Annotated in this window: 18 protein-coding genes; 11 read left to right on the forward strand and 7 right to left on the reverse strand. The window is 64.6% G+C overall.

What is annotated here, in order from left to right; genetic code table 11:
* The first annotated feature begins 149 nt into the window (after positions 1-149).
* Positions 150-1,853, forward strand: a complete 1,704-nt coding sequence (locus tag DUPY_RS07690) for an ATP-binding protein (protein ID WP_070247240.1) — start codon at positions 150-152, stop codon at positions 1,851-1,853.
* A gap of 14 nt (positions 1,854-1,867) precedes the next feature.
* On the opposite strand, the gene DUPY_RS07695 is transcribed toward DUPY_RS07690, so the two are convergent.
* Positions 1,868-4,045, reverse strand: a complete 2,178-nt coding sequence (locus DUPY_RS07695; RefSeq protein WP_070247282.1) for a TonB-dependent receptor — start codon at positions 4,043-4,045, stop codon at positions 1,868-1,870.
* A gap of 142 nt (positions 4,046-4,187) precedes the next feature.
* On the opposite strand from DUPY_RS07695, the gene DUPY_RS07700 reads away from it, so the two are divergent.
* The 3 genes from DUPY_RS07700 to DUPY_RS07710 all read left to right on the forward strand — a co-directional run bounded on the left by DUPY_RS07700 (position 4,188) and on the right by DUPY_RS07710 (position 7,074).
* A complete protein-coding gene (locus DUPY_RS07700) occupies positions 4,188-6,326 on the forward strand; it encodes a TonB-dependent siderophore receptor (RefSeq protein WP_070247241.1) in 2,139 nt (712 codons plus the stop codon).
* 101 nt (positions 6,327-6,427) lie between these two features.
* Entirely contained in the window at positions 6,428-6,613 is a 186-nt protein-coding gene (locus DUPY_RS07705) for a type II toxin-antitoxin system RelE/ParE family toxin (RefSeq protein ID WP_070247242.1), read from the forward strand.
* A gap of 68 nt (positions 6,614-6,681) precedes the next feature.
* Positions 6,682-7,074, forward strand: coding sequence for an addiction module antidote protein (locus DUPY_RS07710; RefSeq protein WP_070247243.1), 393 nt, complete (start codon positions 6,682-6,684; stop codon positions 7,072-7,074).
* A gap of 30 nt (positions 7,075-7,104) precedes the next feature.
* Here the strand turns inward: DUPY_RS07710 and DUPY_RS07715 are convergent, their stop codons facing one another.
* The gene (locus tag DUPY_RS07715; RefSeq protein WP_070247244.1) at positions 7,105-7,431 is read right to left on the reverse strand and encodes an NIPSNAP family protein; all 327 of its coding nucleotides are present in this window, start codon (positions 7,429-7,431) and stop codon (positions 7,105-7,107) included.
* A gap of 137 nt (positions 7,432-7,568) precedes the next feature.
* Here DUPY_RS07715 and DUPY_RS07720 point away from each other — a divergent pair, with 137 nt between their 5' ends.
* The gene (locus tag DUPY_RS07720; RefSeq protein WP_070247245.1) at positions 7,569-8,750 is read left to right on the forward strand and encodes an endo-1,4-beta-xylanase; all 1,182 of its coding nucleotides are present in this window, start codon (positions 7,569-7,571) and stop codon (positions 8,748-8,750) included.
* Between the two features lie 9 nt (positions 8,751-8,759).
* Positions 8,760-9,194 carry a DUF2177 family protein gene (locus tag DUPY_RS07725; RefSeq protein WP_208600010.1) on the forward strand — a complete coding sequence of 145 codons (435 nt, stop codon included), beginning with the start codon at positions 8,760-8,762 and terminating at the stop codon, positions 9,192-9,194.
* Between the two features lies 1 nt (position 9,195).
* Here the strand turns inward: DUPY_RS07725 and DUPY_RS07730 are convergent, their stop codons facing one another.
* The 4 genes from DUPY_RS07730 to DUPY_RS07745 all read right to left on the reverse strand — a co-directional run bounded on the left by DUPY_RS07730 (position 9,196) and on the right by DUPY_RS07745 (position 14,398).
* A complete protein-coding gene (locus tag DUPY_RS07730) occupies positions 9,196-10,947 on the reverse strand; it encodes a putative bifunctional diguanylate cyclase/phosphodiesterase (protein WP_070247246.1) in 1,752 nt (583 codons plus the stop codon).
* The gene (locus DUPY_RS07735; RefSeq protein WP_084640595.1) at positions 10,944-12,281 is read right to left on the reverse strand and encodes a sensor domain-containing diguanylate cyclase; all 1,338 of its coding nucleotides are present in this window, start codon (positions 12,279-12,281) and stop codon (positions 10,944-10,946) included. Before DUPY_RS07735 ends, DUPY_RS07730 begins: the two co-directional genes overlap by 4 nt.
* A complete protein-coding gene (locus tag DUPY_RS07740; RefSeq protein WP_070247247.1) occupies positions 12,278-12,667 on the reverse strand; it encodes a phosphonate transporter in 390 nt (129 codons plus the stop codon). The genes DUPY_RS07735 and DUPY_RS07740 overlap by 4 nt, the downstream gene beginning before the upstream one ends.
* Before the next feature lie 120 nt (positions 12,668-12,787).
* Positions 12,788-14,398, reverse strand: a complete 1,611-nt coding sequence (locus DUPY_RS07745; protein ID WP_070247248.1) for a methyl-accepting chemotaxis protein — start codon at positions 14,396-14,398, stop codon at positions 12,788-12,790.
* 360 nt (positions 14,399-14,758) lie between these two features.
* On the opposite strand from DUPY_RS07745, the gene DUPY_RS07750 reads away from it, so the two are divergent.
* A complete protein-coding gene (locus tag DUPY_RS07750) occupies positions 14,759-15,745 on the forward strand; it encodes a TauD/TfdA family dioxygenase (RefSeq protein WP_070247249.1) in 987 nt (328 codons plus the stop codon).
* A 2-nt stretch (positions 15,746-15,747) separates the two neighbouring features.
* Complete coding sequence (locus DUPY_RS29045; protein ID WP_070247250.1) at positions 15,748-16,662, forward strand: AEC family transporter; 915 nt, start codon at positions 15,748-15,750, stop codon at positions 16,660-16,662.
* 13 nt (positions 16,663-16,675) lie between these two features.
* On the opposite strand, the gene DUPY_RS07760 is transcribed toward DUPY_RS29045, so the two are convergent.
* Entirely contained in the window at positions 16,676-18,055 is a 1,380-nt protein-coding gene (locus tag DUPY_RS07760; protein ID WP_208600011.1) for an aminotransferase-like domain-containing protein, read from the reverse strand.
* Between the two features lie 145 nt (positions 18,056-18,200).
* On the opposite strand from DUPY_RS07760, the gene DUPY_RS07765 reads away from it, so the two are divergent.
* The 3 genes from DUPY_RS07765 to DUPY_RS07775 all read left to right on the forward strand — a co-directional run bounded on the left by DUPY_RS07765 (position 18,201) and on the right by DUPY_RS07775 (position 20,088).
* Positions 18,201-18,374 carry a hypothetical protein gene (locus DUPY_RS07765; protein ID WP_307188192.1) on the forward strand — a complete coding sequence of 58 codons (174 nt, stop codon included), beginning with the start codon at positions 18,201-18,203 and terminating at the stop codon, positions 18,372-18,374.
* A gap of 98 nt (positions 18,375-18,472) precedes the next feature.
* Positions 18,473-19,555, forward strand: coding sequence for a catalase family peroxidase (locus DUPY_RS07770; RefSeq protein ID WP_141749462.1), 1,083 nt, complete (start codon positions 18,473-18,475; stop codon positions 19,553-19,555).
* Positions 19,552-20,088 carry a cytochrome b gene (locus DUPY_RS07775; RefSeq protein WP_070247253.1) on the forward strand — a complete coding sequence of 179 codons (537 nt, stop codon included), beginning with the start codon at positions 19,552-19,554 and terminating at the stop codon, positions 20,086-20,088. Before DUPY_RS07770 ends, DUPY_RS07775 begins: the two co-directional genes overlap by 4 nt.
* The last annotated feature ends 192 nt before the right edge of the window (positions 20,089-20,280 follow it).

Below are 20,280 nucleotides of genomic sequence, written 5' to 3' on the forward strand. Positions count from 1 at the left end.
ATCGCATTATTGCCGAAAATCGCCATGCTGGCAACTCTCCACGCTGTTGAAAAAACAATCGTGTCTTTTCTTGCGCTGCGCGACAAGTTAGCAACCTCACAGAATTTGTTTAACGCCAATGTTACCTTGCGAGTTCAACAGGAGGAACCATGGCAATCGGAAAATCGGTGCGCGACCACGGTGGCGACGCATCTGCGGACGGGGCAACCGGCATCAAGGCCGACGGCCAGATGGACGGCAGCAGTTACAACCCACTGGGCAATCCCGGCATGGAACACTGGCAGGCCACTTACGTCAGCAAGGACGGTATCGAGGACCGTGGCAATGTATTTTTTGCGGCGGTCGAAATGACGCGCATGCCGATGATCATCACCGACCCGCGCCAGCCCGATAACCCGATCGTGTTTGCCAACGGCGCTTTCCTGGACCTGACCGGCTATGCCGAAGGCCAGATCCTGGGCCGCAACTGCCGCTTCCTGCAAGGGGCCGATACCGACCGCGACACGGTGGCCGAGATCAGGCACGGTATCGAAGAGCACCGCGCCGTGGCAGTCGATATCCTCAACTACAAGGCCGATGGGACGCCGTTCTGGAACGGGCTGTTCATGGGGCCGGTGTTCGATAAAGACGGCGAGCTGCTGTACTATTTTGCGTCCCAGCTCGACATTACCGACAAGTTCAACCAGCACCAGTCGTCGATCCAGGCCCAGAAAATGGAAGCGATCGGCGCGCTGACGGCGGGATTGGCGCACGACTTCAACAACCTGCTGCACGTGGCCACCGGCAACCTGGAACTGGCCACGCGCCAGTTGCACGGATCGAATTCGGCCATCGACGCCCTTGAGCGCAGCCGGGGCGCGCTGGACAAGGCCACCCGCCTGACCCAGAAACTACTCACGTTCGCCCGCAAGCAGAATCTGCATCCCAAGCTGGTGTCGCTGAACCAGGTCGTGCTGGGCCTGGCGGACATGCTGGGACCCACCTTGCCCAAGTCGATCACGCTGCGCCTCGACCTCGGTACCAACTTGCCGCAGTGCCAGGTCGATGCCGATCATCTCGACTCGGCGCTGCTCAACCTGGTCAAGAATGCGCGCGAAGCCATGCCCGATGGCGGCGCGATCACGATTGCCACCCGGGAGTTCACCGGCACGGCGCCAGCGAAGCTGCTGGCGAACGGCGCCCATCCGTGCGTGGAAGTGGCGATCCAGGACAGCGGGCCCGGCATGGCGGACGAAGTCGTCCGGCGCGCCACAGAGCCATTTTTTACGACCAAGGGACCAGGTACCGGCCTGGGCCTGGCAATGGTGCATGGCTTTGCCGAACAGTCGCAAGGCAAGCTGCACATTGCCAGCACGCTGGGCAAGGGCACCACGGTCACGCTGAGGTTCCCGTCCGCGCCTGCGTCGCCACCGGCACCGGCTGCGGACAAGGCGGCAGCGGGGGCGGCAGAGGCGTCTGACAATGCGCCGGCCGAGGTTGAGCGCAGCCGGTGGCGCAGCAAGCGGCTGCTGGTGGTGGACGACAATGCCGACATCCTGATGCTGACCACCGAGTTCCTGCAAGCGCTTGGCTACCAGGTCAAGGCGGTTGAAAGCGCTGACGCTGCGCTGGCGTACCTGGCCCGGGGCGAGCAGGTGGACCTGATGTTTACCGACATCGTGATGCCGGGCGGGATGAGCGGCATCGCGCTGGCGCAGGCGGTGGCGCGCGACTACCCGCAGGTAAAGCTGCTCGCCGCCACCGGCTACATGGACCAGTTACCCGAGCAGGGCGACCTGGGCACGCCGCTCGACATCATCCCCAAGCCATTCCGCTTCGACATGCTGGGAGAAAAAATCCGCCAACTGCTCTGACACTATCGGAGCGGTCAGAACCCTACCGTGGCCGACAGCGTGACGCCGCGCGGCGCCCCCAGCACCAGCGCGCCCGAGTCGGACGACACCACCGCCGAGGCCCAGTAGTTGCGGTCGGCCACGTTGTCGATGCGCGCGCGCAGGGTGACGTCGCGGTCGGCAATGCGGGTGACGTAGCGCGCGCCCAGGTCGAAGCGGGTCCACGCGCCGATTTCCATGGTATTGGCCGGATTGATGTACTGCTTGGACGTGTAAACCGCGCGGGCAGTCAGGGCCAGCCCGGCCGCGCCGGGCACATCCCACTCGGTGCCCAGGTTGAGCTGGGTCTTCGGCGCACCGAGCGCATCCTTGCCGGAGAACGCGGTGCCGCGCTGCTCGGCTTCGAGCAGCGACAGGCCGCCGAGCAGGCGCAAGCCCTGCGCAGGCACGCCGAACACGCTCACATCGAGGCCACGGTTGCGCTGTTCGCCGCCGAGCGTGTACAGGCCGTTGAGCACACCGGTGCCGATCGGCTTGGCGGCGGTGTACAGCGCCGCGGTCATGCCGAGTTTGCCGCCATCATATTTCACGCCCACTTCCTTTTGCTTGGTCTTGTATGGCGACAACACCGTGCCGCGATTCGAGTAATCGCTGCCGACGATGCCGCCTTGCACCAGGCCTTCGCTGTAGTTGGCGTACAGCGACAGGTCGCTGCGCACCTTGTAAACCACGGCCGCGACCGGGGTGGTGGCGCTGGCGTCGTAGTGGGTGGCGGTGGCCAGCCCGGTGTTGTAGGCGTAGCCCTGGTCCTTGATGGTCTGCCGGCGCGCGCCCAGCGTCAGCAGGACCGTGTCGCCCTGGAAGCCGAGGGTGTCGGCAATGGCGTAGCTTGACAGGATAGCCTTCTGCGTGGTGCGCGGATCGTTGATGTCGTTGCCGTAGGAGAGGGCGGACGTGGGAATGAAAGTCGTGGTCGGCGCATACAGGTTGGTATTGCCGAGGCCGAATCCGCCGAAGCCGTAGGCGTTGCGCGAATCGAGCCAGAAGCCCGAGGCGGACGCCACCAGCGTGTGCGTGACCGCGCCGGTGGCCAGCTTGCCGCGCACGCCCAGGTCGCCGGTGCGCGTGTTGCGTTTGCCCGCGTTGTCGAAACGGTAGAAGCTGGCCGAGCCGTCGCTTGATAACGAGGTCATGTTCGCCAGGCTGTTGCTTTCCACGCCCGCACGGCCGCCGAAGGCTGCCCAGGCGGTGACGTTCTGGTTGACGTCGTATTCGGCGCGCACGGTGCCGAAGGTGTCGCGCTCCTTCGAGTACGTCCACGGCTGGGCAAAGTTCTTCGAAGCGTCTGGTGCGGCTGGCACGGCCGTGCCGCTGACGGTCACGCTCGGGCGCGGCGCGGTCAGGTCGAAGTCCTGGTAGCCGAGGTCGGCCGAAACGCGCAGGTTGCCGGCGCGGTAATCGAGTCCCACCGTCAACAGGCTCACTTCGCTGCGCTGGTCATCGACAGTGGTTTCACCCTTGCGCTTGACTGCATTGACGCGTACGCCGAACTGGTTGTTGTCACCGAAGCGGCGGCCGATATCGAGCGCGCCATAGCCCTGGCCGCCGCTGGCGATGCCGGCCGTGAACTCGGTGAGCGGGGTGTTGCCGGCGCGCTTGGGCACCAGGTTGATCGCGCCGCCGAGGCCGCTGCCGCCGGGCGCGGCGCCGTTCAGGAAGCTGCTGGCGCCCTTGAACACTTCCACCCGTTCGAGCAATTCCGGCGAGACATACTGGCGCGGCAAGATGCCGTACAGGCCGTTGTAGCCGACGTCGTCCGAGTACAGCTCGAAGCCGTGGATCACGTACGATTCCTGGAAATTGCCGAAGCCTCGCGTGACGCGCACACCGGGATCGGCAGCCAGCACGTCGCCGATGCTGGCCGCTTGCTGGTCGGCGACGAATTGCGCCGTGTAATTGGTGGCGTTGAACGGCGCGCTCATCATATCCACGTTGCCGAGGATGCCGAGGCGGCCGCCGCGCGCGACCTGGCCGCCAGCGTAGGCTTTCGACAGGCCGTCCTTCGACGCGTCGGCCGAGGCAGTAATGGTGACCGTTGGCAGCGTTTCAGGTTCGGCAGCAGTGATGGCGGTGCTGCTCTGGGCGTGGGCGGTGGTGGCTACCAGGAAGGCGGCAAACGCCAACGGCGACATGGTGAAGGCGGGTTTTTGCATGGTGGTGGGCGACACGTGGACGGTGCATCGATAATAGGAATGATTATCATTATAGCCGTACGAGGCGTGTGCTGCTTGCTGGTCCGCGCTGAATTACTTAGAATGCGAATTATTATCATTCTCAACACAAGGAACTCCCGCCATGTCGCACCGTGTCTCTTCGTTTCAACCGCGCCGCCTGGTGCTTGCAGTCTTGCTGGCCGAACTGGCCGTCGGTAGCGCCGCCCCGGCATTGGCACAGGCCCAGGATCAGACCGGCGCCACCGCCCCAGCCGCGACCGACATCGCCGTCCTGCAGCAGGTGCTGGTGACGGGACAGGGTGAAACGGCCACCAGTGCGGTTGCCGGCTACCTGGCCAAACGCAGCGCCACCGCCACCAAGACCGATACCAGGTTGTCGGAAACCCCGCAGGCAGTCACCATCGTCACACGCGACCAGGTCATCGACCAGGGCGCCAGCAACCTGCAGGACGCGCTCAACTACGCAGCCGGCGTGCGCTCGGACGCCTACGGCATCGATTCGCGCAACGACGGCATGCTGGTGCGCGGCGTCTCGCCCGACGAATACCTGGACGGCGTGCGCAAGTCGATGAGCTATTACACCAGCACCGCCCGTACCGATCCGTACACGCTCGAGCGCATCGAGGTGCTGCGCGGCGCCGCCGCCATGCTGTACGGGCAGGGCGGCACCGGCGGCGTGGTCAACATGGTGAGCAAGCGCCCGCAGGCCGTGGCGCAGAACGAGATCGGCGTGCAGGTCGGCAGCTACCAGCGCAAGCAGGTGCAGGGCGACTTCACCGGCCCGCTGACCGAAGACGGCAAGTGGCTGTACCGCCTGGTCGCGGTCAAGCGCGACGCCAACACCCAGGTCGATCATGTACCGGACGACCATGCGCTGGTGGCGCCATCATTGACGTGGAAACCCAACGCCGACACCACGCTGACCTTGCAGGCCCTGTGGCAGGATGATAAAACCGGCTCCACCTCGCAGTTCTTCCCGTGGTCCGGCGTGCTGACGAGCAACCCGAACGGCAAGATTCCAACCAACCGCTTCATCGGCGAGCCCGGTTTCGACCAGTACAACACCAAGCGCAAGACCATCGGCTGGACTTTCGAGACAGCCTTGAACCCCGACTGGAAACTGCGCCAGAACATGCGCTACTCGTACAACAAGAACGACTACCGCACCATCTACGCCGACTCGTTCTCGCTGCCGGGCGGTTTCAACGCCGACCCGGTCAACCAGCGCGTGGTGGACCGCTTTGCCAGCGCCTCGCTGGCGCAGACCAAGGTGTTCGGCCTCGATAACTCGGTGGAAGGCAACCTGGTCACCGGCACCATCAAGCACAAGCTGCTGCTCGGCGTGGACTACCTGCATTACAAGCAGACCGGCTCGGCCGGCTACCCGGTGGCGACCCAGATCGACGTCTATAACCCGGTCTATACCGGTTTTACCTTCGATGACCTGGCGCTGCTGGCGGCCAATACCCAGAAGCAGACCGGCCTCTACGTGCAGGATCAACTGAACCTGACGCCGAAACTGCTGCTCACCCTGGGCCTGCGCCACGACAAGGCGCGCAACGAGACCGAGGGCGCGGAGAGTCAGAAATCGAGCGCGACCACCAAGCGCGCTGGCTTGATGTATTTGTCGGACAGCGGCGTGTCGCCGTATGTCAGCTATAGCGAATCGTTCACCCCGGTGGCTAACAGCGCCCAGGGCCAGGTCTTCAAGCCGCTGCGCGGCGAGCAATGGGAGGCGGGCGTCAAGTACGAGCCGGCCGGTCGCAACCTGTCGTTGAACGCCGCCGCGTACCGCTGGAAAGAAAAGAACCAGCTGGTGGCCGTCACGCCAGTGCTGTCGGCCCAGCTCGACAGCACCAGCGCCCGTGGCGTTGAACTGGAAGCGCGCGGCCAGGTGGCCAGGGGGCTGGAATTGATTGCCCAGTACAACTACATCGACCTCGACGAGCAGCTCAACGGTATCCCGTCGCAACAGGCGTCGCTGTGGACCAAGTACAGCTTTGCCGCTGCCGGGGTGACCGGGTTGTCGGTGGGCGGCGGCGTGCGCCACATGAACGCCTTCCGCGACGGCAACGCTCCGACCACGCCGGACGTCACCCTGGTCGACGCCATGTTGTCATGGGACAGCCCGAGCTGGCGCGTGGCGCTCAACGTCAACAACCTCGGCAACAAAACCTACGTGGCCACCTGCCTGAGCCGGGGCGACTGCTGGTTTGGCGCCAAGCGCAACGCGGTGTTGTCGGCGACGTACCGCTGGTAAGAACCTGTCCCAGTAATGTAGGCCAGGTGCTGCACGCGAAAATTATCCATCCATGGGTATTTTAGATTGCAGCACCGTAATCGAGTGAATACAATGGATGCATGAAGACGACGAAGCTCACTCCATCGTTTCAGGCCTGGCTTGACGGAATCAAGGATGAGATTACTCGGGCGACCATTGTTCAGAAGATTTCTAATCTTCAACGCGGCCTGGGCGATGACTGCGTCTGCGGCGAGGACCAGAACGGTCGGCAAGCCAACCGCAAAGCCGGCAGCCAAGTCCTCTAAACAGTGATGCCTTTAGTTCCAGGCGCAACGCCATTATTCACGGACAATACATCGGTAGGGAGTTAATCATGGATGAGCACGGAATCACTCTGGCCGATCTGGACGGACTGGGTCTGATCGAATTCGACCCTGCGGAATACATTACCAGCGATGAGGCTGCTGCTGCATACATTACTCAGGCATTGGAAACAAATGATGCTGCTATCTTTGCAGCTGCGGTCGGCGACGTGGCGCGTGCGCGAGGGATGGCGGAAATCGCCAAGGCGTCCGGCCTGGCGCGCGAAGGTTTATACAAGGCGCTACGGCCGAATAGCCAGCCGCGCATGGAGACGATCACGCGCGTCCTTGGTGCACTGAATGTACGGTTTAAAGTAGAAGTCATTCCACCGGACGAAAGGATATCGGCAGCCAAGCCAGTGACGAAGGCCTCTGCCAAGTCGGTCGTTAAGCCGTCTGCGTAGAGGCCTGCCACAAAAATCCTGCAGCGGAAATCAGCGCAGTGGCGAATACCCGGTCGGCGACAGGAACGAATTCTCGATATGGCCAACGATCGGCGCCTCGGCTTCGGACGCCGCGCGTTTTGTTATCCATTCGGGATCGACCATGAAATTATTCCATTTGGTCTCGCGCTCGGCCAGGCTGTTCCACTTGAGCAGGTAGGTCAGGGTCTGGTTGCTGGGCCCCACCAGGGTGGTGAAAAAGCCGGCCGGTTCGATGCCGTGTTTTTCCCACAGGGGCAGCGTGACGTTCTGGAAGCGCTCGTGCAGGGCGGGCAGGCGGCCCGGCAGGCAGTGATAAACACGTAATTCGACGATCATGGTGCATCCTTTATCAGTGGTGGTCGCCCAAGAATACCTGCGACCGGCGCTGCCGTCCAGATCGCTACCGTCAGCAAAGCAAACCTTGTCCAGCGTGCGCCGCTTGCATTAAGATGGCAACTCCTCGAAGGAGAACCATGCCCAACCGCAGAACCGTACTCACCATGTTTGGCGCCGCCGCCGGCGCGCTGATGTTGCCCGCCGTCGCTGCCAGCGACGTATCGCTGAAAGATCTCGCCGCCAGAAAAGGCATGCGCTTCGGCTGCGCTGTCGGCGGCCGAGGCGGGGCGGGCGCGGGCGTCCGCTTTGCCGACACCGCTTACGGGCAGCTGCTCGAGCGCGAATGCGGCATGGTCGTGTCCGAGAACGCCACCAAGTGGCCGGCCTTGCAGCCGCAACCGGGGCCGCACCGCTTTGCGGCCGCCGACGAGATGGTCGCGTGGGCCAGGGAGCGGCGCATGCTGGTGCGCGGCCATAACTTGCTGTGGCAATCGCGGCGCTGGCTGCCGGACTGGGTCAACCAGTACGATTTCGGCCCGGAGCCAGCGCGCGTGGCCGAGCGTCTGATGACCGAGCACATCAAGGCGGTATGCACCCACTTCGGCCGTGACATGTTCAGCTACGACGTCGTCAACGAGGCGGTCGATCCCAAGACCGGCGAGCTGATCGTCAACGTCCTGAACCAGAAGATGGGTGCGCTGGAACAGATCGACATGGCGTTCGTGCTGGCGCGCCAGTTCGCGCCTGGCGCCCAGCTGGTCTACAACGATTACATGGGGCCAGGCCCCGGCAGCGCCAAACACCGCGCCGGCGTGCTGGCGCTGCTGGGCGCGCTGCGCGCACGCGGCACGCCGATCGACGCGCTCGGGCTGCAAAGCCATGTCGGCAACACGTTGCCTGCTGCAGCCACAGCCGCCGGCAGCGAATGGCGAAAGTTCCTCGACGAAGTGTCCGGGATGGGCTACGACCTCCTGATCACCGAATTCGATGTCAACGACCGCCAGTTGCCGGCCGACCTGGCCGCGCGCGACGCCGGCGTGGCGGCGATTGCGCGCGATTATCTCGACCTGACGCTGAGCTACCCGCGCTGCCGCGATTTCCTGCTGTGGGGAATGGCCGACAACGTGAGCTGGCTGCAACACTGGGAAGAGGCGCGCCGCGCCGACGGCCTGCCGCAGCGGTCCACGCCGTACGACAGCGAGTTACAGGCGAAGCCGCTGCGCGAGACCATCGCGTACGCGCTGAAAATCATGCCGCCGCGCTTGAATGCCGTGCAAGGTCAGATTTATCGTCCCGAAGCAAACCAGTTGTCGAGATAAGGACATCCCATGGCCGCTACCGATCCGGCGCAAGCCCTCAGTGTGCAACAGTGGCTGCTGGCCTATGGCGGCACCTTGCTCACCATGCTGATCCTCGACGCCTTGTGGATCGGCCTGTACATGGCGCCCGCCTACAAGTCGGCGCTGGGGGACCTGATGCTGCCGCAACCGCGGCTGGCCAGCGCCGCCGCCTTCTACCTGCTGTTTGCCGCCGGCGTGGCGTTCCTGGCCGTGGCCCCCGGCTTGCGCTCAGTCAGCTGGCAGACCGCGGCAGTGCATGGCGCGGTGCTGGGCTTGACCGCGTACGCCACTTACGATCTGACCAATTACGCCATCCTCAAGGTCTGGCCGCTGGGCTTGACGCTGGCCGATATCGCCTGGGGCGCGGTGCTCACGGCGGCCGCAGCCGCCGGCGGCTGGTTTGCCGCCAACCGCTGGGGCTGAATTAATGCGCAGCTGCTGGCTGCGCCGCATGCGCAGTGAGCCACTGCTGCAACGCTGCACTCTCTAGCGGCCGGCTGTACAGATAACCTTGCCCCTTGTCGCAGCCTTGCGCATGGGCCACATTGGCCTGTTCCAGGGTTTCGATGCCTTCCGCCACCGTGGTCATGCCCAGGCTGCGGGCGACCAGCACCGTCGCTTCGATCAGCACCTTGTGGTGGGCACTGCTCGCTGCCAGGCTGACGAACGAGCGGTCGATCTTGACTGTATCCACCGGCAGCAGGTGCAGGCTCGATAGCGACGAATAGCCGGTGCCGAAATCGTCGAGCGCCAGCTTCACGCCAAGTTGCTTGAGGCCGAGCAGCTGGTGCTGGATATCAGCGCCTTGCGCCGCCAGGCTTTCGGTAATTTCCAGTTGCAGTTGCGCCGCCGGCATGCCGCTGGCGGCCAGAATCGCGGCCACCCTGTCGCACAGGTCGGCCTGGGTCAGTTGCGCGCGTGACAGGTTGACCGCCAGCAGGCGCGGCGCGGCAGTACTCAGTTGCCGCTGCCAGGCGACGAAGTCGCGGCATGCGGTGGCCAGCACCTGCTCGCCGATCGCGTGGATCAGGCCGGTCGATTCGGCAATCCCGATGAAATCGATGGGGCTCACCAGGCCGCGCACCGGGTGGCGCCAGCGCACCAGCGCTTCCACGCCCGCGCCCGGATCCATGTGGCCGTCTGCCAGCAGGCCCACCACTGGCTGGTACACATTGAACAGTTCGGCGCGTTCGACGGCGGTGCGCAAATCCGCTTCCAGGCTGCTGCGCAGCAGTGCCTGGTCGCGCATTTCCTGCTCGAACGCCACTGCGCGGTTGCCCCCCTGCGCCTTGGCCACGGCCATGGCGATGGCCGCGTCGCGCAGCAGGTCGTCGGCATCGTTCTCGCCGGTTTTCAATACCACCAGCCCCAGGCTGAACGTCAGCGCGAGCTCCTGTTCACGCACGCGGTAGGGCAGCCCCAGGCGCTCGAGCAGGCGGCTGGCGATGCGCTCCACCACGCCGGGCTCCGGCAAGCCGTCGAGCAGTACGGCAAACTCGTCGCCGCCCACGCGGGTGACCGCTTCCATCACCATGCCGCCGTCGCCGGGACGTCCGCCCGAGCGCAGCGTCGAGCGCAGGCGTTCGCCCACCAGCGTAATGACCTGGTTGCCTGCCGCGTTGCCCAGCGTATCGTTGACCTGCTTGAAGCGGTCGAGGTTGACCAGCAGCACCGCGCAGTGGTCTCCGGTGGCAGACCTGGTGCGCGCTGTCATCTTGCGCAGCAGGGTCATGGTGCCGGCACGGTTGGGCAACTGCGTGAGCGTATCGAGCTGGGCCGCGCTGGCCAGCAGGCGCTGTTCGCGCACCACTTCGTGGGTGGCGTCCAGCAGCACCGCCATCAGGCGGTTGTCGTCGAGTTTCAGCAGGCCGAGCGAAAGCACGGCAGGGCCGTCGGCAGCGCCATGGGTTTCGTCCACGACGATGCGGCGGCCTTCGCAGACCACGCCCTGCTGGTCCGAAAATTGGGCGCACAGCTGCGGCAAATCCGGCGCGTGGCGGCGCAGCACGTGGAAAAAGTTTTCCATGTCGCCGTCCGGCGCCAGCGGCATCAACAGGCGCGAGGCCATCGGGTTGAGCAGTTCGATGGCGCCGTCCTTCTGCAACTGGATCAGCGCCACCGGCGCCCGGTACAGGAACTGTACCAGCGCTTCGTAAGCAAGTTCGCCTTCGCTCATGCCTGCTCCGGTGCCGGGTTCTGCCAGATCGCTACCTGGTTGCGGCCGCGCCGCTTGGCCGCGTACAGCGCTTCGTCGGCGCGCTTGATCAGGCCATCGAAGCCGGTAAGGGTATCGTCCATGACCGCCACGCCGATGCTGATCGAATAGGCGATCGTCTGTTGTTCGTAGAGGGCGGGGGTGCGCACCACCTCGGCGCGCAGGCGTTCGGCGATCACCCGCGCGTCGTCCAGCGCCACGGACGGCAGGATGACGGCGAATTCCTCGCCGCCGATGCGGGCGAGCACGTCCACCTGGCGGCATACGCTGCGCATGGTCTGGGCCAGGTGGGCCAGTACCGCGTCGCCGGCCGGGTGGCCATGGCGGTCGTTGATGGCCTTGAAATGGTCGGCGTCGATCACGAGCAGCGCCACCGGGCGCACGGCTTTCAGGCGGCGCGTCAGTTCCAGGTCGGCTGCTTCGAAGAAGGCGCGGCGGTTCGACAACCCGGTCAGGTGGTCGCTGTAGGCGGCCTTGCGCAGGTTTTCGCTCAGGTCGCGGCGGTCGGAAATATCGCGAATGATCATGCAGTAGGCAGGATCGTCATCGGTCCGGGGGACTGGCGAAGGCGCGGTGTCGTCGGCGCGCGCGGGCAGCGGCGAAATCATCGCGCTGCCCCAGAATTCGCTGCCGTCGGCGCGCTGGCGCAGGCCCTCGTCGAGGGTCCAGCCGTTCTCGTCGGCTTCGCGCAGGCGGTCCAGTTGCTGCGCCTCGGTGGTGGCGCCGTCGGGATAGAAGCGGGCGTACGGCTGGCCCTTGATGGCCTCTGCCTGGTAGCCGGTCACGCGCTGTATGCTTTCGTTCCACGATTCGACCCGGCCCTGGCGGTCGAGGCTGACCAGGGCGTAGTCGCTGATATTGGTCATGATGGCATTGAGCCAGGCATCGGTTTTGCGCAACTGGCGCTCGCGCCGGTCTTGTTCGGTGACGTCGGTGAGCACCGCCATCAAGCGGTCGGCGTCAAGTTTCAACATGCTGAGCGACATCACCTGGGGACCGCCGCTCTTGTCGTCCGCGTGCACATACAGGCGGATGGCGTCGCAAATCGGGCCTTGCGGCGCGGCGTAGCTGGCGCATTGCTGGCGCAGATCGGGGGCGACCGGCGCCAGTGCGTCGAACAGGTTGATCAGTTCGCCGTCGCGGCTGAGCGGCATCAGCAGTTGCGCCGACACCGGGTTGAGCATCTGGATGGCGCCATCGGCGTCAAGCTGCACCAGTCCCACCGGCGCCATGTACATGAATTGCAGCAGCGCTTCGTATTCCTGCGCATCGGGATGGTCGGGCGCGGTGCTCACGGCCGCTGCACCAGCACGTAACCCAGCGTGGCGCCGGGCAGGTACAGCAGCCGCAGCTTGACCTTGGTGGGGCGCATGCGCAAGGTCAGCACGTAGTTGATGGTGTCGTCGAGCGGCACGCCTTCCGCGCGCGCGTCGGCAAAGCGCTGGGCCACCATGAAGTTGTTCATGCACGGCGCCACCGCGAGGAACAGGTCCTGGCCCAGCACGCGTGCGGCGCGCAGGCCGGCCGCCTGCGATTCGAACGCGTTGTAACGCTGGACGCGGCCGTCGTCGTCAAAACCGATCACCCCGAAACCCAAGGTGTCCAGCGCCTCAGCGTCGCTGTGTTCCAGCAAGGCTGCGAGGTCGGGTTGGTCGAACGGTGTTTCGGCTGGCAATGTCATGGTCGGATTCCTTCACGGTGGGCAACGAGAAGGGTAACATTGTCTTGCGGCAATTTACCACTGCTCACACCTGGCTTATGTGCGCTATATGTGCGCCACTTAGCATTCGCGTGAGGAAACTCAAGCCGGGAGACGTTTGCGGTTCGAACTGGGAGCGAAAGCTCGGCCCGAAGACCTGGCCAACTGGAACACCGACACCAGCTCGCTCAGCGCGGCAGCCTGCTGCTGCATGCTCTGCGAAGCGGCCGTTGCCTCTTCCACCAGCGAGGCGTTTTGCTGCGTCACGGCGTCCATGCCGGCGATTGCAGTGTTGACCTGCTCGATACCGTTGCGCTGCTCGGCGCCGGCGGCGCTGATCTCGCTCATGATGTCGGTCACGCGACGCACGCTGACCACCACGTCTTCCATGGTGGCGCCGGCCTGCTCGACCAGTTTGCTGCCGCTTTCGACCTGGTTGACCGAGTCGCTGATCAGTTCCTTGATTTCCTTGGCTGCCGCTGCCGAGCGCTGGGCCAGGTTGCGCACTTCGGAAGCGACCACGGCAAAGCCGCGACCCTGTTCGCCGGCGCGCGCAGCCTCGACCGCCGCGTTCAAGGCCAGGATATTGGTCTGGAACGCGATGCCGTCGATGACGGCGATGATGTCGACGATCTTGCGCGACGACTGGTTGATCGAGCCCATGGTCTGCACCACCTGCGACACCACGGCGCCGCCTTTTTGCGCCACGGCCGAAGCGCTCAGCGCCAGGTCGTTCGCCTCGCTGGCGCTGGCCGAGTTTTGCTTGACGGTGCTGGTCAGCTCTTCCATCGACGCGGCGGTTTCCTCGAGCGACGCAGCTTGCTGCTCGGTACGGGCCGACAGGTCGACATTGCCGGCGGCAATTTGCTGCGAGGCGGTGGCGATGGTGTCGGTGCCGGTGCGCACCTCCTGGACCAGGCCGGCCAGGCTGTCGCGCATCGATTTCATGGCGAACAGCAGGCTGTCCTGGTCGCCGGGGCGGGTGTCGATGGCAACTGTCAGGTCACCGTCGGCAATCTTGCCGGCAATTTTGACCGCGTAGTCAGGCTCACCACCGAGTCGCTTGACCAGCCAGCGTGTAATCAGCGTCGCGCACAGGGCGCCCAGTACGACCGAGCCGATCAGCAACGTGATGATCCAGAACCGCGCCGAGTCGTACAGCGCATCGGCTTTATCGGAGGCGGCGTCGCCGCCGTCGCCGTACAGCGTGACCAGCTTGTCGATCTGGCCACGCAGGGCGACGATCAATTTATTCGATTCGCCGCGCAGCAGCTGTTTCGCGGTGTCGCTCTCGGCCGCGCGCGAGGCGGCGCGGATCTTGCCGTCTTCGATCATGTAGCGGTCCCACAGCGACAGGAATTCGCCGTAGAGCGCTTTTTCTTCGGGCGTGGCAATCAGCTTGGCGTAGGTGTCCTGCATCTTGCGCAGGTCCACCAGGTCGTTGGCGATGACCTTGTCGTACTTGTCCATCTCGGCCGGGTCGGTGGAAATGATGTACTGGAATTCGCGGGTGCGCACGCGGGCGATCTGGGCCTTGAGGTCCTGTACCACGCGCATCGCCGGCATCCAGCGCTCGGACAACTCGGTGGATGCGCTGTTGATCTGCGCCAGTTTTACGATGGCAAAGATATCGACTGCTGCAGCCAGCGCCAGCACCAGCGCAAACGCCAGCCCCAACTTGGTTGCCAGCTTCAAATTACGTAACGAAGTCATAAAAGAATCCTTCAGGCAATGAGCGACGGCGCGCCCTGGTGTGTTATTGGAAGAGACAAGTTAGAATGTGTGACAATTGCCACCAAGAAACGGATAATATCACGTCGCAATTATTTCTGTGTCGTAAAAATATTGGCAAGAGGGCCAAGTAATTTCTTCATAGACACATTTATGCTAAGAATAATCATCAATAGATTATTTAGTAGTGAATATTGACCCGGTACCCCGCAGCGCCGCATTCCGTCGTGGTTGAACCGGAAACCGCACGAAGGTATGGTCGTTCCATCATGTTGCGTTGCAATATGGTGTGGCTTAGTATTCCGGGAATGTTGCCTTATGGCATTTCTTTAGGAGGTCTAGATGGGCATAGCACTTCAGCAATCCCCGCACGTATTTGTCAACCGCCGCAATTTCGACTGGGGCCATGACCAAGCTGCAATTATCGCGCTGGTCAGCCGCTACTTCGGCGACTTCAACGGTAACGGCTTCTATCCGCACCCGGACGAGGTGGCCTTGCGGCGCGCGCTGCTGACCATCCCGTCACTGCAAGCTTTGCAGCGCTACATTGCCGGCGCCGAGGCGCGCGGCCTGGCCATCACCGGCCTTGGCCTTGCCGGCCTCGACGAGGCGCCGCGCAACGCCGTGCTGTACGCGATAGCGCTGAGCCTCGGTTATCCGACCTCGACCGACCAGCGTACGCAGCGCGTGGCCTGGGATATCCGCGCCCGGCCCGGCAGTGCACCCAAGAGCAGCTTCGTGACGTTTTCGGAGCGGGTAGGCAGTGCCGACATGCATACCGATTCGTCGTTCTATCCGATGCCGGAAGAACAGTTCCTGTTGTACGTGGTCACTGCGGCGCGCTGCGGTGGCGGCGCCTCGCTGCTGATCGCGGTCGACGAGCTCTACGCCGAACTGCAGCGCAGCGAGGCCGGCCGCGAAGCGTGCGCGTTGCTGTTCGCGACGCCGCTGCCATTTCGCGTGCCGTCGGTGTACGCGGCCAGCGACGAACAGGTGGAAATCGAGCTGGCGCCGGTATTCGAGCGGCAGGGCGGAGCGCTGACCATGCGCTGGCGCTACGACGCGCTGCTCAAGGGCCTGGCGGCCCGGCCGGCGCTCGATACGCCAGCCGTGCGCGCAGCGCTGGACCTGCTGCACGAAGTGATCGAACAGCGCGCGCCACGCTTTTGCCAGCAGTTGCCGGACGATACCTTGCTGTGGGCGGACAACCGGCGCACCCTGCATGGTCGCGCCGACTACACCGATGCGGCGCGTCACCTGATCCGCATCCGCATGGGCGACAGGCCGAATGCCGAGCGTATCGGGCCCTCCGGCATTTCGGCGGATTGAACATGGTGAATGCGATTCTGCCGGTATTGCTGATCATTGCGCTCGGCGTGGCGATCCGGCGCTTCGGCTGGCTGCCGGAAGCCTTTTTTCCATCGATAGAAAAATTTTCGTACAACATCTGTTTCCCGGCGCTGCTGCTCAGCGGCACGGCGCGGTTAAGCTTTCAGTCGGCGCAGGTCGGCGAGCTGGCGCTGGCCACGGTGCTGCCAACCCTGCTGGTGACGGTCGTGGCCTTGCTGGCGCTGTTGCCGGCGCGGGACATGCCGGACGCGGCGCGGTCGTCGGTGGTGCAGGGAGCGGTCCGGCCCAACACCTATTTCGGCATCGCCGTCTCGGCGCTGTTGTTTACGCCGGCAACGGCGGCGCTGGTGATGTTGGCGCTGGCGTTGTGCCTGCCGCTGGTCAATGTGATCTCGGTGATCGCGCTGTCATGGTGGAGCGGGGTGCCCACCCAGCCGGCGCGCATCGCCCGCAACCTGGCCACCAATCCCATCATCCTGTCCACGCTGGCCGGCGTGATCTGGAGCGTGGCCGGCCTGCCATTGCCGGCGCCGCTGTTCAATACGCTCGACATCCTGGGCAAGGCGGCCCTGTGCCTGGGGCTGATTTGCGTGGGCAGCGGACTGGTGTTTTCACTGCAGGGCTTGCGGCCGCTGGCGCTGGGCACGACGTCGATATTGAAGCTGCTGGTGCTGCCGCTGCTGGCGGCCAAGGTGTGCTTGCTGTTCGCGGTGTCGGCCCCGGTGGCGCTGGCGGCCTGTTTCTATTGCGCGCTGCCCACCGCGCCCAATGCCTACATCATGGCCAAGCAGATGGGTGGCGACACCCGCCTGATGGCCGCGCTGATCACCGTGCAAACCTTGCTGGCGGCGCTGACGGTGCCGCTCGGCGGGCAGTTTTTGCAGTGGCTGAGATAGCTTACTGGCCGGACTACTCGGGCGGCTGCGCCAGCAATTGCGACAGCCGTTGCAGGCCCGCCTGCAAGTGGCCACGGTCCCTGGTGCTGCCCAGCGAGATGCGGATGGCATTGACGGCGGTGCTGCCCTTGGCAAACGCCTGCGCCGGCGTGACGGCGATGCCGACGCTGCCGGCGGCCTGCGCCAGCCGGGCAGGGGTCCAGTACGCCGGCAACGCGAGCCAGACATGCAGGCCGTCGCCGAGGCCGCTGTAGCGTCCGGCCAGGATGTCGCGGGCCATGCGGTGGCGCAGGCGCGCTTCGGTGCGGATGCCGTCGAGCAGGCGGCCGGCCGAACCGTCGAGTATCCACTGGGTGGCCAATGCCGCCGTCAGCGGCGCCACCATCAGCGCAAATGATCTGAGCGCGACCAGAAAGCGTTCGCGCTGCTGCACATCGCGCAGCAGCACGAAGGCGGCGCGCAAGCCCGGCGTCAGGCATTTCGACAGGGTCGAGATATAGACCACCTGTTGCGGCGCAAACGTAGCGAGCGGCGGTGGCGGCGCCTCGGCCAGCAGCCAGTACGGATCGTCCTCGACGATGATGACCTGGCAGCGCTGCGCAATGGCGGCCAGTTCCTTGCGGCGCCTTGCCGGCATGGTGATGGCAGTGGGATTCTGTAAGGTGGGATTGAGGTAGATCAACCCCGGCCGGTACTGGCGGCACGCTTGCTCCAGCTGCTCGGGCAGCATGCCGTGCTGGTCCGTGGCCACCGCAACCACGTGCCGGCCGAATTGGGCCGCGGCGTCGCGTAGGCCGGGATAACCGATCGGTTCGGCCAGGATGATGTCGCCAGGTGCGGTGAACGCCAGGATCAGTGCAGCAATCGCTGCCTGGGCACCGGGACAGACCACCACCTGGCGCGCATCGACCTGGCCGAACATCGGCGCCAGCCAGGTGGCGCCGGCCTGGCGGTCGGAGTCGCTGCCGCCGCCCGGGTGGTACGTCATCAGCAGTTCATTGTCCGACCGCAGCAGTACCTGGGACAGGCCTTGTCTGAGCAGGTCGTCGAAGTCCACCCCGTCCGGCGGGGGCGGGGTATTCATGCTCAGGTCGAGGATCGACGTCAAATGCACTTTTGGCGCTGCGACATAGGTGCCGCGTGCGCCGCGCCCCTCCAGCAGCTGGCGTCGCCTGGCTTCGTCGTAGGCGCGCGTGATGGTGGTCAGGTCGACGCCCAGCTGCGCCGCCAACTGGCGCTGCGGCGGCAGCCGGTCGCCCGGCGCCAGCGCGCCATCCGCCACTGCCGCCTGCAAGGCATCTGCAATCTGCAAAAAGCGTGGTCCGCGGCTGCCGGCCAGGCGCGGCAGCCAGGCGGCAAGGTGCTGTTCTTGTATGGTTTTTACGTGGGACATTTTGTCTCGATGTATGGATGTTGTTTTTCAGTAGTATGCTGCAGATCGCCTCAATCACCGCCTGCAATCACCGGAAATACCCGAAATCATGGAATGGATCCCCTTAGTCTTCTTTACGTTCAAGTTTATCGTGCTTGGAACGGGCATGTTCTTTGCCATCAAGTGGCATTACGATCAAGGCCGCAAGACCAGGGAAAAGCGCGCGGTGCTGCGCGCGGGGGGCAAGGTGGCGGCGATCTTCGTGCTGGCGCTGCTGGCGGTGGCCGTGGTCACCTACCTCATGGTCAGAACGCTCGGCATGGACCTGCATTTGCCCTGATCTGCGGAGCGGCAAAAAGCGGGCTGTACCAGTTATGATCATGCGCACGACGAGTACACCGCGTCGCCAGCCATCGACCATACGAAAGCCAGCCCCACATGCCTACCCCAAATCCGCGCCGCGGCTCCATGCTGCTGCTGTTACCGATTGCCCTGATCCTGGCCATCCTTGCCGCGCTGTTCGCGTGGGTGGGTGGCTGGTTCGGCAACCACAATCTGACGCCGCAGAAAATGATGAACTTTGCCGAAGGCTCGGGCAAGCAAGCCTCGGGCTTTCGCCGTGCCCACAGCAAGGGCGTGTGCTTTGCCGGCACGTTTACCCCGGCGCCCGACGCGGCAAGCCTGTCGAAGGCGCGCGCGTTTGCGCAGCCGTCGATCGAGGTGATCGGCCGCTTTTCGGCGTCGTCCAACAATCCGTACGCGCCCGACGGGGCGTCGCCGGTGCGCGGCATGGCCGTGCAGCTGAAAACCGACGACGGCCAGGACTGGCGCATTGCCATGAACAGTTTCCCGTTCTTTGCCGCCGCCACGCCGCAGGCGTTCCAGGCCATGAACGAGGCCGGCAAGCCCGACCCCGCCACCGGCAAGCCCGACCCGGAAAAAATGAAGGCCGTGCTGGCCGCGCACCCGGAGATTGCCGCCTTCCAGGCCTGGGCCAAGACCGCGCCCCGGTCCGACAGCCTGGGCAATACCCGTTTTAACGGCGTCAATGCTTTCCGCCTGACCAACGCCCAGGGTGACCAGCGCATGGTGCGCTGGTCGATGCGGCCGCGCCTGCCGTTCGTGGCGCTCACGCCCGAACAATTGAAGGCCGCCGATCCCGACTTTCTGATCGCCGACCTCGACCGCCGCCTGGCCGCCGGCCCGCTGCTGTGGGACCTGGTGGTGCAAATCGCCGCACCGGGCGACCCGATCACCGACCCGTCGAAGGCGTGGCCCGACACGCGCCAGCAAGCCACCATCGGCACCCTGGCCATGAAGCACGCCGAGCCACAAGCGACCGGCCCGTGCCGCGACCTCAATTTCGACCCGTTGATCGTGCCGGACGGCGTCGCCGGCAGCGAAGATCCGGTGCTGCGGGCCCGCTCGGCCGCCTACTCGGTGTCGTTCAACCGCCGCGAACGTGAAATTGCCGAAGGCAAGTCCGCCTATCCTGCCAACCAGAACGGGAGCGCCCGATGAACCGTCCACGCCACTTCAACCTGCTGGCCCGGGTGCTGCACTGGTCCATGGCGCTGGCCATCCTCGCCATGCTGTTCGTGGGCGCCGGCATGGTGGTCTCGCTGCAATACCGCGCGCCGTTGCTGGACTTGCATCGCCCGCTCGGCATCGCCATCCTGTTGCTGGCCATCGTGCGCCTGGCCAACCGCCTGGCCCGGCCTACGCCGCCGTTGCCTGCCGACCTGCCGGCCATCCAGAAGTTCGCCGCGCACGCCTCGCACTGGCTGCTGTACGGGCTGATGCTGGCGATGCCGCTGATTGGCTGGGCGATGTTGTCCGCTGGCGGCTACCCGATCAAGATGTTCGGCGGCGTGCACCTGCCTGCAATTTTGCCGCACAGCCCGGAGGTGTACGGCATGCTGCGTCCGCTGCACGGGGTGCTGGCGTACGTGCTGTTCGCCACCATCCTGGCCCACCTGGGCGCGGCGCTGTTCCATGCCTGGGTACGGCGCGACGAAGTCTTCGGCCAGATGGCCAAGGGTGGTCCGCAGTAGCTTTTTCATGCAACCGGCGCTGTGATGGTTCTACCACGCCGGTTGCTACAAATTTATAAAATATTGCTTCGTGGAATTTCCTAATGTAATATTGTGCTACCGGTTGCCCGTCGTGGCGCCACGTCTCCTTGCTCCCAAAGCCGAGCATTCTGCAAGTTGTTACCGGCCCCCTACCTGCCGTCGCAGCCTGCC

This window comes from Duganella phyllosphaerae (genome assembly GCF_001758785.1).
Lineage (GTDB): Bacteria > Pseudomonadota > Gammaproteobacteria > Burkholderiales > Burkholderiaceae_D > Rugamonas > Rugamonas phyllosphaerae.

Bases quoted from the DNA above. Each gene is read 5' to 3' on its own strand.
- DUPY_RS07690 (WP_070247240.1), top strand. From the start codon at position 150: ATGGCAATCGGAAAATCGGTGCGCGACCACGGTGGCGACGCATCTGCG.
- DUPY_RS07695 (WP_070247282.1), bottom strand. From the start codon at position 4,045: ATGCAAAAACCCGCCTTCACCATGTCGCCGTTGGCGTTTGCCGCCTTC.
- DUPY_RS07700 (WP_070247241.1), top strand. From the start codon at position 4,188: ATGTCGCACCGTGTCTCTTCGTTTCAACCGCGCCGCCTGGTGCTTGCA.
- DUPY_RS07705 (WP_070247242.1), top strand. From the start codon at position 6,428: ATGAAGACGACGAAGCTCACTCCATCGTTTCAGGCCTGGCTTGACGGA.
- DUPY_RS07710 (WP_070247243.1), top strand. From the start codon at position 6,682: ATGGATGAGCACGGAATCACTCTGGCCGATCTGGACGGACTGGGTCTG.
- DUPY_RS07715 (WP_070247244.1), bottom strand. From the start codon at position 7,431: ATGATCGTCGAATTACGTGTTTATCACTGCCTGCCGGGCCGCCTGCCC.
- DUPY_RS07720 (WP_070247245.1), top strand. From the start codon at position 7,569: ATGCCCAACCGCAGAACCGTACTCACCATGTTTGGCGCCGCCGCCGGC.
- DUPY_RS07725 (WP_208600010.1), top strand. From the start codon at position 8,760: ATGGCCGCTACCGATCCGGCGCAAGCCCTCAGTGTGCAACAGTGGCTG.
- DUPY_RS07730 (WP_070247246.1), bottom strand. From the start codon at position 10,947: ATGAGCGAAGGCGAACTTGCTTACGAAGCGCTGGTACAGTTCCTGTAC.
- DUPY_RS07740 (WP_070247247.1), bottom strand. From the start codon at position 12,667: ATGACATTGCCAGCCGAAACACCGTTCGACCAACCCGACCTCGCAGCC.
- DUPY_RS07745 (WP_070247248.1), bottom strand. From the start codon at position 14,398: ATGACTTCGTTACGTAATTTGAAGCTGGCAACCAAGTTGGGGCTGGCG.
- DUPY_RS07750 (WP_070247249.1), top strand. From the start codon at position 14,759: ATGGGCATAGCACTTCAGCAATCCCCGCACGTATTTGTCAACCGCCGC.
- DUPY_RS29045 (WP_070247250.1), top strand. From the start codon at position 15,748: ATGGTGAATGCGATTCTGCCGGTATTGCTGATCATTGCGCTCGGCGTG.
- DUPY_RS07760 (WP_208600011.1), bottom strand. From the start codon at position 18,055: ATGTCCCACGTAAAAACCATACAAGAACAGCACCTTGCCGCCTGGCTG.
- DUPY_RS07765 (WP_307188192.1), top strand. From the start codon at position 18,201: ATGTTCTTTGCCATCAAGTGGCATTACGATCAAGGCCGCAAGACCAGG.
- DUPY_RS07770 (WP_141749462.1), top strand. From the start codon at position 18,473: ATGCCTACCCCAAATCCGCGCCGCGGCTCCATGCTGCTGCTGTTACCG.
- DUPY_RS07775 (WP_070247253.1), top strand. From the start codon at position 19,552: ATGAACCGTCCACGCCACTTCAACCTGCTGGCCCGGGTGCTGCACTGG.